The sequence below is a fragment of the Streptomyces sp. NPDC055287 genome, assembly GCF_053646035.1.
In genome coordinates this window covers 1-14,555 of sequence record NZ_JBSHNE010000024.1, presented here as the reverse complement: position 1 = coordinate 14,555, position 14,555 = coordinate 1, and the positions used below count along the sequence as shown (strand labels likewise).

13 protein-coding genes and 1 pseudogene are annotated in these 14,555 nt (G+C 70.9%); 12 read left to right on the top strand and 2 right to left on the bottom strand.

The features are described 5' to 3' along the window. Nucleotides 1-188 precede the first annotated feature (188 nt). The 11 genes and pseudogenes from ACWIHY_RS28445 to ACWIHY_RS28395 all read left to right on the top strand — a co-directional run bounded on the left by ACWIHY_RS28445 (nt 189) and on the right by ACWIHY_RS28395 (nt 11,361). Nucleotides 189-1,244, top strand: coding sequence for a hypothetical protein (locus ACWIHY_RS28445; RefSeq protein ID WP_454378633.1), 1,056 nt, complete (start codon nt 189-191; stop codon nt 1,242-1,244). A 73-nt stretch (nt 1,245-1,317) separates the two neighbouring features. Beyond that, nucleotides 1,318-2,100, top strand: coding sequence for a vWA domain-containing protein (locus ACWIHY_RS28440; RefSeq protein WP_454378631.1), 783 nt, complete (start codon nt 1,318-1,320; stop codon nt 2,098-2,100). A 96-nt stretch (nt 2,101-2,196) separates the two neighbouring features. Next, nucleotides 2,197-2,331: pseudogene (locus ACWIHY_RS28435) on the top strand (protein phosphatase 2C domain-containing protein); the annotation flags it as partial. 128 nt (nt 2,332-2,459) lie between these two features. After that, nucleotides 2,460-3,014, top strand: coding sequence for a protein phosphatase 2C domain-containing protein (locus ACWIHY_RS28430; protein ID WP_454378629.1), 555 nt, complete (start codon nt 2,460-2,462; stop codon nt 3,012-3,014). Next, complete coding sequence (locus tag ACWIHY_RS28425; RefSeq protein WP_454378627.1) at nt 3,011-4,279, top strand: hypothetical protein; 1,269 nt, start codon at nt 3,011-3,013, stop codon at nt 4,277-4,279. Before ACWIHY_RS28430 ends, ACWIHY_RS28425 begins: the two co-directional genes overlap by 4 nt. A gap of 4 nt (nt 4,280-4,283) precedes the next feature. Continuing rightward, nucleotides 4,284-5,990 (top strand): dynamin family protein, encoded by a 1,707-nt coding sequence (locus tag ACWIHY_RS28420; RefSeq protein WP_454378625.1) that lies wholly within the window; start codon nt 4,284-4,286, stop codon nt 5,988-5,990. Next, complete coding sequence (locus ACWIHY_RS28415) at nt 5,987-6,811, top strand: C39 family peptidase (RefSeq protein ID WP_454378624.1); 825 nt, start codon at nt 5,987-5,989, stop codon at nt 6,809-6,811. The genes ACWIHY_RS28420 and ACWIHY_RS28415 overlap by 4 nt, the downstream gene beginning before the upstream one ends. A gap of 17 nt (nt 6,812-6,828) precedes the next feature. Continuing rightward, the gene (locus tag ACWIHY_RS28410) at nt 6,829-7,431 is read left to right on the top strand and encodes a hypothetical protein (RefSeq protein WP_454378623.1); all 603 of its coding nucleotides are present in this window, start codon (nt 6,829-6,831) and stop codon (nt 7,429-7,431) included. 6 nt (nt 7,432-7,437) lie between these two features. Further along, a complete protein-coding gene (locus tag ACWIHY_RS28405; RefSeq protein WP_454378621.1) occupies nt 7,438-9,630 on the top strand; it encodes a dynamin family protein in 2,193 nt (730 codons plus the stop codon). Then, nucleotides 9,627-10,913: an Hsp70 family protein gene (locus tag ACWIHY_RS28400; protein ID WP_454378619.1), complete on the top strand. Its 1,287-nt coding sequence runs from the start codon at nt 9,627-9,629 to the stop codon at nt 10,911-10,913. Before ACWIHY_RS28405 ends, ACWIHY_RS28400 begins: the two co-directional genes overlap by 4 nt. Next, a complete protein-coding gene (locus ACWIHY_RS28395; protein ID WP_454378618.1) occupies nt 10,900-11,361 on the top strand; it encodes a hypothetical protein in 462 nt (153 codons plus the stop codon). Before ACWIHY_RS28400 ends, ACWIHY_RS28395 begins: the two co-directional genes overlap by 14 nt. Before the next feature lie 117 nt (nt 11,362-11,478). Here ACWIHY_RS28395 and ACWIHY_RS28390 read toward each other — a convergent pair whose 3' ends face one another. Both ACWIHY_RS28390 and ACWIHY_RS28385 read right to left on the bottom strand, forming a co-directional pair. Next, nucleotides 11,479-12,228, bottom strand: a complete 750-nt coding sequence (locus tag ACWIHY_RS28390; protein WP_454378616.1) for a cation:proton antiporter domain-containing protein — start codon at nt 12,226-12,228, stop codon at nt 11,479-11,481. Continuing rightward, nucleotides 12,180-12,611 (bottom strand): cation:proton antiporter domain-containing protein, encoded by a 432-nt coding sequence (locus ACWIHY_RS28385; protein WP_454378614.1) that lies wholly within the window; start codon nt 12,609-12,611, stop codon nt 12,180-12,182. The genes ACWIHY_RS28390 and ACWIHY_RS28385 overlap by 49 nt, the downstream gene beginning before the upstream one ends. Before the next feature lie 645 nt (nt 12,612-13,256). Here ACWIHY_RS28385 and ACWIHY_RS28380 point away from each other — a divergent pair. Continuing rightward, nucleotides 13,257-14,540: a PP2C family protein-serine/threonine phosphatase gene (locus ACWIHY_RS28380; protein WP_454378612.1), complete on the top strand. Its 1,284-nt coding sequence runs from the start codon at nt 13,257-13,259 to the stop codon at nt 14,538-14,540. Nucleotides 14,541-14,555 lie beyond the last annotated feature (15 nt).

Here is a 14,555-nt window from a genome sequence, read left to right as displayed (position 1 = left end):
ACAGGGCGGCGCCCCGGCGCACAACAGCGTTCCCGCGCGCCCTCGAAAAGCTTCACGCTCCTGCGCGAGGCTTCGAGTTGTCCGACAACCACACCGATGGCCGACTGTGCCCTGCCACTCTGTTCCGGTCGGCACACAGAGGCAGAAACCGTCCCTGGGCGTCATCGGGGGAACATTCGGGGGGACACATGGCATGGGCGGTGAAGCGTGCCCTGGCGACGCTGGTGGCGGTGCTCTTCCTGACGGTCCCCTTGGTGGGGGCTTCGGCCGGCGGCGACACGGCGGTTCCGGACTGGCTGGACCGGACAGCGAAAGGGATCGATCCGGGCAAGGGAAACGGCACGCTTGTGGTGACGGTCGGGCAGCGGCTCAACCTGGGCAACGGCGATGTACGCAAGGGCATGGAGCGCGTCGTTGAGGCCAAGAGGAAGCCGAACGTCCGTCTGGTGGTCGTTCAGACGGGCCGCGACAGCGGGCCGGGGGGCACCGTGCTCCTGCTTCTCGCGGACGGACGGGCAGTCGTCCACCAGGACGCCACGATCAGCACACCTCCCCCGGAGGTCCTGCGGTACGCCGATGAGCTGGGGCTCTGTGACGGCGGCAGGGACCGCCTGTGCCAACTCCTCAAACGTCCCGACGGACAGCCTGTCCACGTGAAGGACGTCGGACTCCCCGAGTCCGATCCGCGCACAGCCCCGGACGAACAGGCGGCACTCAAAGAGGCCCGACACCCCAAGGGCGTCGAGCCGCAGCGGCTCCTGTTCCCCGCCGGCGAAGGCGCGGACGGGACAGGCATCGGTCCGGCCGGAATGGTGCTGCTGACGCTCCTCGCCGCCGGTACCGCGCTGTTCGCACTGACGGTGCTCAGGACCAGGTACGTGCCCGGATCTGTCGCCGGACCCGCACGTGCCGCCCGGTCCGCGCCCGTACCCGCCTTCCGGCCCGCCCGCATCGCCGGGCCGGTGCCCGCGCTGCCGCAGCGCCCCCCGCGCCAGTCATGGCCCACCGGTTCCGCGCAGCCCGGCGCGGCCGGCCCACGCGCCGAGCCGGACGGCCCTGTCCGCCCGGCGACCGTACGCACCCGCCTCCATCCCCAGGGATACGTCGAACTGGACGGTTGGCTGTACCGCGCGAGCTGGGCCGAGCCGTATCTGGACCCGCCGGACCCCGAGGCGACCGTCGACGTCACCGACCGCCGACCCGGAATCCTCCTGGCCTACGCGCCCGGGGACTCCCGGGGCTGACTCCCGTGCCTGATACGGGCGCCGGAAGCGACGACTGCACGACATCACGGACACGACAAAAGGATCTCGTCCCATGAACCCAACGATTCCGGGGCCGCCGGCCACGCCGCCGCAGGACCTGCCCGCCGCGTACGCGGACATCGAGTTCGGCACCAACGCGCAGCGGTTGCCGCTTCTGTTGTGCCTGGACATCTCCAGCTCCATGGCGGGCGAGCCGATCCAGCTGCTCAATGAGGCGCTGGCTCTCTGGGGGCGCGAGATCCAGGAGGATGTGGGGCTCAGCTCCAGCGTCGAGATCGCCCTGGTGACCTTCGGCGGCACGGGGATCGGAGTCTGGCAGGGCCCGCATCTCCTCGACCCGCGGGCCACGGCCAGTCCCTTCGTGGCCGCCCACCAATTCCGGCCGCCGCAGCTGTCCGCCTCCGGCGTCACGCTGCTGACCGAGGCCGTGGAGACAGGGATGCGGCTGGTGGCGGCGCGGAAGACAGAGCTGCGCCGCTCCGGACTCCAGTACTACCGCCCTCAGATCTGCCTGGTGACCGACGGTCTGCCGACCGACAGCCAGGGGATGGCCACGGACGCGTGGCGCCGGCTCGTGCCGACGCTCGCCGCCGAACAGGACGCCAAACGCTTCCGCTTCTACGCCTTCGGCATCGGCGGGATCAGCGAGCGCGGTCAGCAGGTGCTGCGGGAACTGGCGCCGAAGTACCACGCCACGCTCAAAGGTTTCCCCTTCCGCGACCTGCTGCAGACGATGTCGGCGAGCGCGAGCGCCGAACAGCAGGGCGCGGAGGAAGAAACCTTCGAGCAGCTGTTCAACCGGTTCAAGACTCAGCGCTCTGCCTGGGACTCCTGAGCGACAAGCGGCGAGGAGTGAAAGGTGAGGGCGATCGAGGTGGTGGGGGCAACGGGAAACGGACGCGTCCAGGGCAGGTCGTGGCGGGTGCACGGGATGAGCGTGCAGGGATATCGGCACGCCCAGCAGGGGATGCCGTGCCAGGACGCCTGGGGGCAGTCGCACACCGGCCCGCCCCACGCCCCAGTCACAGTCCTGACGGTGGCGGACGGCGCGGGCAGCAGACGACGTTCGCAGGAGGGTGCGCAGCTGGCGGTGCGGCTGGCCACGTCGGTGTTCGGGGCGCGTCTGGGTAAGCGGGAGGGGGGCCGCGGGACGCCGAGGACCTACGAACACAGCTGCGGGGCGCCTTCCTGGAGGTGCTGGACACGTTCCTCGACAGCACGTGGGAACTGTCCGGCGACGGTGAGGGTGGCCCGGCGGACTTCGCCACCACCCTCACCGTGGTGGTGCTGGGTCCCGGCTGGCTGGGCTACACCTCGCTGGGGGACGGATTCGTGGTGCTGCGGGCCGGTGAGGAGAACGGCGAACCACAGTTCCATCTGTTGCCGCAGCCCGAGTCGGCGAGCGAGTACGACAACGAGACGACCTTCCTCAGCTCGCGGGATGCCGCGCTGAGGGTGCGGATCGCCTGCGTACGGGACGACGGCGTCGACGGCGTCATGCTCTCCACCGACGGTCTGGCGCAGGCCGCGCTGTCCCGCGCACAGGGACCGGTGCCGCTGGCCAACCGCTCGTTCGCCGCCTCGGTGCTGCGCTCGCTGGACCGTCCGGGCCCGGACCCGCGGGCCGACGCCCGGGAGCTGGAGGCGCTGCTGCTGTCCGACCGGCTCACCGCGCTCAATGCCGACGACAAGACGCTGGTGCGGGCGGTCCGTACGACGGGCGGCCCGGAGGGAGGGAAACTGCCGTGACGGGACGGAAGGTACTTCTGGACGGACGGCCGGTGGTGCTCCTGGACCCGCCGCTTGGCTCGGGCCTGGAGGCGGCGGTCCACCCGGTGGAGGGCGCCGACGACCTGGTGGTGAAGGTCTACCACCAGCCCGACGCCGCGCGCGAGGACCGGCTGCGGAAGATGCTGGCGCTCAACCCGCTCGCCGGGCGCCCGGTGATCGGTGGTCAACCCCCTGAGCTGGCCTGGCCGGTGGGGCTCGTGCACGGCACGGACGGCGGCTTCCTCGGCTACGGCATGGGGCGCTTCGCCGGACCCGAACACATCCAGCTCATGGGGCTGTTCAGCAGGGAACAGCGGCTGCTCAGATTTCCGGCCGAGGCCGACTGGCGGTTCCTGCTCGGGATCTGCTGGAACCTGGCGTTCATGACGGCCAGGCTGCACCACGAGGGCATGGTCATCGGTGACTTCTCGGCCAAGAACGTCGTCGTCGACCAACGTGGCTTCGCAACGTTCCTCGACTGCGACTCGATCGGCTTCACCACCACGGGCCCCCGTGAAGAGTTCCCGGCCACCCTGCACACGCCTGACTATGCCGCCCCGGAACGGTTGCTGGGTGCGCCCGGAAGCGCACCGAGCGACGACTTCGCGCTGGCGGTACTCGTCTACCAGCTGCTGACCGCCGGGTACCACCCGTTCGGCGGGGTGCCACGGGACAGCGAGGACGACGTACAGATCTCGGACAACATCTCGGCCAGCCGCTCGTTTGTCGTACGGCCGGAATCGGTGCTCCTGCCGCGCGGCGTGCTCGATCCGACGGTGCTGCCGCCGGCCGTGCTGACGCTGGCCCGCCAGGCGTTCGGGCCCGGGCTGGGTGACACGGCGCAGCGCCCGACGTCACGTCAGTGGCTCGCGGCCCTGGAGGAGTCGCGGGCAGATGGCGCGATCACGATCTGCCCGCGCCGGCCGAGGCACGCCCACGGGGCCCACCTGACGAGGTGTCCGTGGTGCGACCGGGCTGACGCGACGGGGCACGACGCCTTCAACGCACCGCAGCCGGCGCCACAGCCAGCCCCGCAGTCGCCGCCCACCGGGACGGCCGTCATCGAGGAGTCACCCACGCACTGGCCACCCACCCCCGCCGAGCCGCCGCCAGTGCCCCCAGATCCACCGGTACAGCCGGCTCAGTCCGACAACTCGGTGCCGGACTGGGTGCAGCAGCTCCTGGTCTGGGTGGGGATGGCGGTGTTGTACCTCATCCTGAACAACCTGTTCTCGGAGTGGTGACGGCATGACGGACACTCTTCTTACGGCCGACGTCGCCGGCACCCACGGCCGGGTGTTCGCCCGGATCGCCGAGGACCTCGGCCCTGCGGGACCGGAGGCCGGCAACCTCCCTGTCATCCTGCGCACCGCACGGGCCCGCATGGCGCAGCCCATGCGGGTGGCGGTGGCCGGCCAGATCAAGCGCGGCAAGTCGACGCTGGTCAACGCCCTGCTCGGCGAGGAGGTCTGTGAGACCGGTCAGCTGGAACTCACCTTCAACGTCTCCGAGTTCCACCATGCGGAGCGGCCGCGGCTGCTGGTCCATTTCAAGGATGGCCGCCCGGCCGAGGAGTGGCCGCCCGATGCGCTGTCCCGGCTGACCGTGCGCGACGCCGGAGGGCTGCGGCAGCTGCGTGCCATTCGCAAGGTCGAGGTGGGCCGGCCCAGCGCTCTGCTGCGCCGATTCCGGATCGTGGACACGCCGGGGCTGGGCAGTGTGCACGGGACGGACGCCGGCAACACGCTGTCCTTCCTCGGCATCGACGATCCGGTGGAGCGGGAGGACGCCGCCCGGGTGCTCGAGGAACTGGGCGGGGACGCCCGGTCGGTGCACGCCCTGAGCGCGGCCGAGATGGACCGGGCCGACGCCGTCGTCTTCGTCTTCAGCCGTGGTCTGGGACGAGCCGACCAGCAGGCGGTCGACAGCTTCGCCGGGGCGTACGGGGCGGCCGTGAGCCCGCTGAAGGCGTTCGGGGTGCTGTCGCGCAGCGACCAGTACTGGCCTCCCGTGGGGGAAACCGGTCCCGACGGGCTGCCCGCCGACCCCTTGGACTACGACCCGATGGTGACGGCCCGCCGCATTGCCGACTCGTACGCGCAACGGCCCGCCGTGCGGAGGGTGTTCCGCACGGTCGTGCCCGTCGCGGGTCTGCTCGGCATCGCCGCCCAACGCATGCCGTCGAAGGCGTTCGGACCACTGTCGGAGCTGGCGAAGGTGCCGCCCCGGCGGCTCGCGGACCTCATGGAGGACGTCAGTCTCTTCTGCGGCCGCGAGTACCCCCAACTGCCGGTTCCGGCCGGGGTCCGCGCCGGTCTGGTCGACCGGATGGGGGCGTGGGGGGTCTTTCTGGCCTGCGGCTGTCTGCGGGAGGGCCTGGGTGAGGACGCGGTACGCCGGACTCTGCTGGAGCGCAGCGGCGTACTCGCACTGCGGGAGCTCGTCCTGCGGCACTTCGGGAACCGCGCCGGGCTGATCAAGTTGGACCACGGCCGGCGCGAGATCGCCGACGAGGTGTCCCGCCTGCGGGCCACGGCGCAGCTCGCCGGGCGGCCGGTGCCCGCCGCGGCGGACCGGGTGGCCGCTCGGCTGGAGCGGCTCCAGGTCACCGACCCGGGGCCGGCGGAACTGGCCGCACTGGGCGCGTACTACAACGGCGGGCTCGACCTGACGGCGGAGCAGGAGTCCCAGCTGCTGGCGGTCACCGGCGAACACGGCACCAGCTGTGCGGCCCGGCTGGGCCTGCCCGCCGGCACACCGGTCGACACGCTGCTGGCGACGGCCCGCCGCCACGCCGCCCAGTGGGCCGGGCTGTGCTGCGACCCGCTGGTCGACCGGCCCACGCTCTCCGTGGCGAGGGCGGTGCTGCGCTCCTACGAGCGGGTGGCAGACCAGATCGGCCGGGCCCGGGAGCTGCTGTACGGGATGGACGACGCCGAAGGGACGGGGCAATGAGCTGGGAACCGTACGACCCGGGCGCCGGGGCCGCGTCCGAGGTGGACCTCACCGACTACACGGACCCGTCGTCCCCGGTCAATCTGACGGGCGACATACTTCTGGGCGACCCGGTGGACCCGGCGGCTTTGGCAATCCCCTACGACGGCTCCGGAACGGAGGCGCCGCACCCCGGTCCGGCCCTCGGCCCGTCCTCGCTCGGCGGGGTCCCCGACCTGCCGAACTTCGATCCGGCGCAGAGCGATCCCGCGGCCGTCTCCGGAACTCCGGCGGAGGCCATGGAGGTGTGGCGTCCGCACACCGGTGAGGGAGCCTGTGCCATCGGTGCGCAGGGCATGGTCCTCACCTATCTCACCGGCCAGGAGTTCAGTGAGGAGCAGCTCACCCAGGAGGCGGCGAGCATGGGCTGGTTCGACGGTTCCGGTACCGCCCCCGCCGATGTGGGGAATCTCCTGGAGCACCACGGTGTCCCGGTCGAGCATGTGGAGGGGGCGTCGCTGGAGCAGCTGGAGCAGGTGGTCTCGAGCGGCGGGGCGGCCATCGTGGGGGTCGACTCCAGTGAAATCTGGACCGCTGGGTACGACCCGGCGGACGACCCCGTGGGCGGTGTGCCGGGCATTCCGGGCCAGGACGCCGACCATGCCGTGTGGGTCACCGGCTTCGACCACAGCGACCCGGCCAACCCGATGGTGATACTCAACGACTCGGGGCATCCGGACGGCCAGGGCCTGGCGGTCCCGCTGGACGAGTTCATGGGCGCGTGGCAGGACTCCGGCAACCTGCTGGTGGCAGTTGGTACCCCCGGGGCGGTCTCACCGTGACCCGTACCGAGCCCGGCATGAGGACCCGTACCGAGCCCGGCATGAGCCGCGCCGATCGTCGACTGCCGCGCTGCGAGGACCTCGTCAGGACACTGCGTCGCTCACGGATCTTGTCCGAGCTCGCGCCCATGGAGTGCGGCATCGGCTGGGCCGTTCCGATCGCCGTGATCCAGGACGGCGAGCCGCGGGTCTTCGCCCGGCTACCGCTTTTCGTCCTGCGTCCCGACCCGGCCGGCGGCGCCGACCTCTTCCCTCCGATCGCCACGGCCACCGTCGACTGGTCGACCGGGCGCCTCGTCGAGTACACGGATCTGCGCTTCAAGGAGCCACACCGCTCCCGGCAGGAGTGGGCGCACCCGATCGGCCGCTTCCCCCACCCCGCCGTCGAGGGGCTGTCGAACGCCGGATACCGCGCGCTGCGGACCCGGTTGTTCAGCCTGTACGACGAACTCTTCGCCGCGTTCTCGCTCGGGCGGCAGCCCGATGCGGCGGTGACCGCGGAGTTCCGGGAGCTGCTGGGCCGGCTGCTGGAGCCCTGTCTCGTCCCTTCCTATCGGCGACTCGCGCCGAAGTTCCTCCGGCAGTACCTGCCCGCCGCCCATCTGCCCGACGAAGGGTGAACCACCATGCGGGACAACGCAATCAGCCGTCTGCGTACCGACGTGCTGGCCGCCTACCCGAGAGTCCTCAACGAGCTGCTGGACGAGCTCGGCCCCCGTCGGCGCGAGTTGCTCGCGCGGTCCAGGGAGCGCCTGGAGGCCGGCACCTGTCATGTGGTGGTGGTCGGTGAGTACAAGCGCGGCAAGTCGTCGCTGCTCAATGCCCTGGTGGAACGGCCCGGCCTGTTTCCGGTCGACGTCGATGTGGCCACCTGTGTGGTCTCCACGTTGGCGTGGGGTGCCGAGGAGCGTGCGGTGGTGCACCTCGGGGACCCGGGTGCCGGGGGCGCCACGCGGCGGCTGGAGCTGACGCTCGCGGAGCTTCCCGCGTACGTCACCGAGCAGGGCAACCCCGGCAATCACAAGAAGGTCCGGCTGGTCGAGATCCAGGCCCCGGTGCCCCAGTTGGAAGGGGGCCTGGTGGTCGTCGACACCCCTGGTGTCGGCAACGTCAACGGTGAACACACAGCGGCCACCCGCGCCTTCCTGGAGCGGGCCGACGGGCTGGTCTTCGTCTGCGACGCGATCGAGCCGCTCGCCACGTACGAGCTGGACTTCCTGAGCGAGGCTCTGGAGAAGTGCGAGGTGGTCGTCACCGCTGTCACCAAGACCGACAAGGTGCGCGATGCCGGTCCGGTGGTCGCGGGCGCCCGCGAGAAGCTCGCCGGACGCCTGGGGAGGCCGGCCGACAGCCTGGTGATCGTGCCCGTGTCCTCCTTCCGCAAGCTCAAGTGGCTCCGGGACCGCACCGACGACCAGCTGCTCACCGACTCGGGTTTCCCGGAACTGGACCGCGAGTTGTGGGACGGGCTCGCCGCCACGAGTTGCGCGGCACAGCTGCGGCGGGCGCTGGACGGGCTGGGCGACTCCTTGGCGACGGCAGGGGCGCCGCTGGTCAACGAACTGGCCGCGCTGGAGTCCGACGCGTCCCTGCGGAGGATTCGCGGCCAGGTCGAGGAGACCACTGCCCGGCTCGCGGAGCTGAGTTCCAGCAGGGCGAGCTGGCGCTCCGAGCTGACCCGGCGCCTCGAGGTGGACACCCGGCAGACCCGCGCCGCGCTGCAGGACGCCTTCGACGCTGTGCTGCGCGGCTACCAGGAGCAGGTGTCCGCCGGGGCCGACCCGGGCTCGGACGATCTCATCGGCGAGGTCGCCTCCGGCATGCACGGGTCGCTCACCGAGGCACATGAGCGGCTGGCCGACGTGGCCATGCAGCTCATGGCGGAGTTCGCCCGGCACACCAGTCTCCGCCTCACTTCGCCCGAGGCATCCCAACTGCCCTTCACCCCCAGCATCACGGTGCCCACCGTGCCGCTCAACGTCCGGCCCGCCCGTGTCTTCGACCAGCTCCGGGCCAGTTGGTCCACCGGGATGGCCGGACTCGGCGCGGGAGCCGCCGTCGCCATGATCGAACCGTTCAGCGGCATGGCCGTGGGAGGCGGGCTGTGGATCGCGGGCATTGTGCAGGGTCTCCGCAACCACCGGCAGGATCTGCGCGAGCGGGCACAGCGCGAGCGCGACGCGCGGCTGCTGCAGCTGGTCTGCCAGGAGATCGCCGCCAACCGGCGGCACGCCTCCGACTCCTTCCAGCAGGCGTACGGGGATATCGCCGAGTCCATGGTCAAGGAGCTGAACGCGCAGCTCGCGGCCCAGCAGGAGTCGCTCGCCGAGTCCTGTCGCAGGCTCCAGGAGGCGAGCCGGCAGACCAAGGAGACCCACTCGCGCAGGCGCGGCGAGCTGTTGGCCCGCCAGGAGCGCTACCGACGGCTGCAGGGGGAGCTCGACCGGCTGCGCTCCCGCGTTGACCGCCTGGCCATGCGGTCGGCAGCGCCCTCCGGGCCGCGGCCGGGACCGGCGGTCCTGGCAACGCGGTTGGCGCCGCCCGGGACACCGCGGCGAACCGCGTCCTCCCCGGTCGCCGCCATGGCCGGGGTGACGGCGGCCACGGTGGCCGGCGAGGTCGCGGTGGACCTCGCCCTGGACGCCGCTCTGCACGCGCTCGGCCCGGACTCCCCCGCCGGCGCAGCGACCGCCGTCCCCGGCCAGGGCCCAGCCGATGCCTCCGGGGTGGATGCGCTGTCCGAGCCGCCGGTGATCGACACCCCCCTCCCCCCGGCGATCGGCGCGTCCTTCGACCCCGACCAGTTCGACACGCCATGACCGGCGGAACAACCGGTGGAGGCGCGGCCGGCGGCGTGGTCTACGGCATCGACTTCGGCACCTGGGCCTCCGCCCTGGTCGTACTGCGTCCGGGGCACCCCCCGCTGCCAGTGCGCGATCCCGTCAGCGCCCACGGGGCGACCTCCGTACGCAGTGCCGTGTGTCTACTCCCCGACGGATCGATGGTGGTGGGGCAGGCGGCCCAGAACTCGCGTCTGCGACGCCCCGAGCGGTTCCGGGCCGAATTCAAGCGGGAGTTCGGCGAGCCGTGCCCGCACCGGCTCGGTGAGCGCCGGTTCAGCAGCGAGGAGCTGACCGCGCGGGTTCTGGGCTTCCTCGTGGAGCAGGCCCACCGGGCCGTCGGGGCCGAGCCGGAACGGGTGGGAATCACCGTTCCGGCCACCTGGGAGCGGGCTCGCCGGGGGCTCATGCTGGACGCGGCCGAGGCAGCGGGCCTCCAGCCGGAGACGGTCGAGGTGCACACCGAACCGGTGGCGGCCGCCGTCTACGCCCTGCACGACCATGGGATGGACCGGGAGCGGACCGTCCTGGTGTACGACCTGGGTGGCGGTACGTTCGACCTGGCGATCGCCCGGGGTACCAGGGACGGCTTCACTGTCCTGGGCTCCCCGGGCGGTCTGCCCCATGTCGGCGGGCTGGCCATCGACCAGGCGGTGCTCGGACTGATACGGGACCGCTGTCCCGCCGCCGCCCTGGACTCCCTGCGGTCTTCCGGCAGCGACGCGGACGACGGCGGGGCGGGGGTGCTGCGCCGCAGGACCCAGCTCGCGGAGGCGTGCACCGCGTTCAAGCAGCAACTGTCCGTCTCGTCGGAGCACACCGATCTGCTCACCATGCTCGATCCGCCGGTCGAGGTCACGCTCACGCAGGCCGAGCTGAGGGAGGCTGTCCGTCCGATGCTGTCGGACACCGTCGCGGAGTGCGAGCGGGTGCTGCGGGCCCACGGCCTCGGCTGGGCGGATCTCGACCTCATCGTCCCGGTGGGCGGCAGCTCCCGGCTTCCCATGGTCGGTGAGCTGCTGGCCGCCCGCTCGGGGAGGCCGGTGATGGACGTGTCCGAGCCGGAACTCGCGGTGGCCACGGGGGCGGCCTGGCTCGCCCGGGGTGCGGTCCCCGCCCGTGTGGCCGCGCCGCCGCCCCTTTCCGACGCGCCGCCACAGCCACGTCCGGTGCGTACGTTCCCGGCCGGGGTCAGGGCATTGCTGGACGCCGGTCTGACCGACCGTATGGTGCTGGAGGCGGTACGACGTGCCCGGACCTGACATTCCCTCGCCCGACGGGCTCCCGCTGTCCGGCCAGTGGCAGCGGCTGGTGAGCACGTGGGTGTCGCGGCACGACCTTCCCTTCGAAGCCGACGCGGGCTCGGTAACAATCGGGTTCGACCACCCGGAGGCTCGGCGGAAAATCACTCTGGCCTTCACGACGACCCGGAATCAACTGTTGCTGGTGCTGGTCACGGACGACCGTTACCTGGCGGAGGATCAGCTCGCCCTGGCGGCCGCCGCCGCCAACGCCTGGAACGTCGAGCGGCTGGCCCCCATGCTCGCGGTCTGCGGCCTCGGCGGCGCCCGCCCCGCGTACCTCAGCGGCATCCGTACGCTGCCCCTGGCCTGCGCGCTGTCCCGGTCGGCCTTCCACGCGATGGCCGACCAGTGGCTCGATGAGGCACGGGAGCTGTTCACCTGGTGCCACCGGGAGTTCCAGCTGTGAGCACCGCCCTCGGCGCCCGCTCCGGGCGGCGAGTCAGTGGTCTTCGGCCTCTCCGGGGTGACTACGGAGCCCCCTCCCCGCTCCGCGGCTGGGTGGGGAGGGACACGTTGCCGGAACTCAGGGCCGACCGCACCGCGTCACTGCCCGGCTGGTCCTGCCGCTGTTGCTGATGCCTTGAGGGGAGCGGTCTGCGTTCCGTGCGTCATCCGGCTCTCGAACCGCTTCGGCAGCGCCCAGCGGTACAGCGGCATGGCCGAAGCTGTGGTCACCACGGCGACGAGAACCAGCATGGAGAAGACGTGCTGCGTGATCATTCCTTGGGCCAGGCCGATGTTGACAAAGATCAGGATCATGAGCCCCCGGGCGTTCATCAGGCTGCCGACGGGCGCACGACTCCCGCCAGGAGAATCCGACGGTACGCATCGCAGCGGCGCAGCCCGCGTACTTGCCGATGAAGCCCGCGCCGAGGATGAGCAGGAAGGGCCCCAACATGTCCCATCCCGCAAGGCCGCCCAATTGGGTGTTGCGGCCCGAGAATACGAAGAAGACAGGCAGGAGCAGCACACACACGGTGTCCATCATCCGGCTCTGCAGAGCATCGAGGAACGCGGAGTTGCGAGGCATGGCGAGCCCGGCGACGAAGCCGCCGAAGACCGAGTAGATACCGATGTAGTCGGTGAACAGACCGGCCAACAGGACGAGCGCGACGACGAGGTACATCTCGTCGAATCCGAACCGGCCCGTACGCTCCACTCTCGCACCCAGCGGGCGCAGCAGGCGCGACACAACTGTGAGCATGACGACGGCGAAGAGCGCGGTCAACGCGACGGTCCACAGGGTTTGCCCAGCTCCGCCGCCGGTGTGCATGGCCGACAGTACGGCGAGGAAGCACCACGCGGCGGCGTCGTCGATGGAGCTCCGAGCAGGACCAGCCGGCCGATCGGTGAGTTCTGCAGCTGCCGTTCGTAGAGGATGCGGGCCAGCATGGGGAAGGCGGTGATGGAGAGGGCAGCACCTATGAAGAAGGAGAACTCGAAGGCGCTGATTTCGGGGCGCGAGAGCCGGTCGTGGAGGGCGTAGCCGACAAGGGCGCCGAGCAGCAGCGACGGAACGATGCCGGAGACCGCCGGTACCGTCGCGTTCCTCACGCCCTTTCCGCCGCTTCCGTCAGTGTGTACGAACCCCGTTCCCACCAGGAACATGAAGAGCGTCAGTCCGATGGTGCTGAGCACATCCAGGGTGGTCCGCACCTCCGCTGTCCGGACAGGAACTCCCCGGGGAGCGGTAGACCCGGCAGAAGGGACGAGCCGTGACTCACAGCGTCCCGGCGGCCGGAGCGAGCCTCGATCCGCATCGCATCGTGGAGGTCATCGCCGGCGACTGCCTCGGCGCGGGGCGCCGGGGCTCGGGATACCGGGTGACCCGCACAACCGTCCTCACCGCCGCGCACGTTGTCGACGGCGCGACCCGCGTGCTCGTCCGCTTCGACGCCGACCGCCCCGACGAGTGGACCACCACCGCGACCGCCGAGTGGTGCGAGCTCACGACCGACCTGGCCGTCCTGGTCATGGCCGAGCCGCCCGCCGGCCGGGACGGTCGGCTACGGCCGTCTTGGCGACCGGCCAGGCGATGTGGAGGTACGCGCCGTCGGCTTCCCCCGGTGGACTGTCACGCCACAACCCTTTACCCACGAAATGTCACCTCACACATACGCGGGAGACAGAAGGTCGGCGACTGGGCTGCTTGTCCATGGACAGCGACCAGATATGCCTTGAATGTGTTCCATCGAGGTCTGCTCGGCCCTTTGCGCCAGGCTGTACGTGCTGAGGCATATGTCGCAACTGTGATGCCCTCGCTTCGGTGGGAAGGAGAGTCAGCAACTTAGGGAGGCTGATGTGAGGCGTGATCGGATCGGACTGGCGGAGGTGCTGTCAGCGGCGGAGGATGCCGCGCCGGTGGGCTCCCTGGATGTCGTGGCGCGCAATCTGCGCGACCGGTTCGGCGCGCGATACGTGTCGTTCCTGTTCGTCGATGTCGTCGGTCGACGCATGCTGCGGGTCAGCGAGAAGACGGCTACGCAAGAGGAGCGGCGTGCCGAGCAGGTCCCCCTCGCCGGCAGCAGCGTCTACGACGAGGTCTTGCGCACCCAGAAGTTGGTGCGGGCGCCGGAGGGTGAGCAGGGGCAGCGGGTGCTCGCCCCTGTCACGAACCGCGGCGACACCATCGGTGTCCTGGAACTGTTCCTTACCCAGGTCACACCAGATGTGCTGGATCAGGTCGAAGAGGCTGCGCACGCGCTGGCGTACATCATCGTCACCGACCGCCGGTTCACCGACCTCTACCACTGGGGCAACCGCACCACCTCGGTGAGCCTGGCTGCGGAGATCCAGCGTCAGCTCCTGCCCTCGGCCCCTTCCTGCGAGGCCGCGGAGTTCGCCCTGGCCGGCGCCCTGGTCCCGGCCTCCGACATCGCCGGTGACACCTATGACTACAGCCTCGACCACGACACTTTGCACCTGTCCGTCACCGACGCCATGGGCCACGACGTCGATGCCTCGCTCATGGCCACTCTGCTGGTCAACGCCTCGCGCGGCGCCCGGCGCGCCGGGACCGGCCTTGCCGAGCAGGCCCGCCAGGTCCACCAGGCCCTCCTCGACCACGGCCGACGGACCTTCGCCACCGGCCAGCTGGCGCGCATCGCCCTGGACGGGACCAGCGCCCAGCTCGTCAACGCCGGCCATCCCGGGCCGCTACTGCTGCGCGACGGCACGGTCGACGAACTGCACATGACGGTGAACCTGCCCTTCGGCGTCGCCGGGCAGGGCCCGTACCAGGTGCAGGACCTCGACCTGCGCCCCGGTGACCGCCTCGTGCTCTTCACCGACGGCATGCAAGAACGTCAAGCGAAAGCAGTCGACCTGCCCGGCCTCATCCGACAAACCGCCGCCGAACACCCGCGCGAGGTCGTGCGCGCTCTGGTCGCCGCGGTCGCCGAAGCCTGCAACGGCCACGTGAGAGACGACGCCACCGTCCTGTGCCTGGACTGGCACGGCCCCATCCCGAAAGCCGCCCCGCCAACGCCTGAGCCGACGCCTGGCCTACTGACTTCAGCTCGTTGGGGTGAATTGTTGCGAAGTCCCTGTTGGACGTGGGTGGGTGGCTGTATCCGTGGTGTGTGAGATATGCGGATGGGG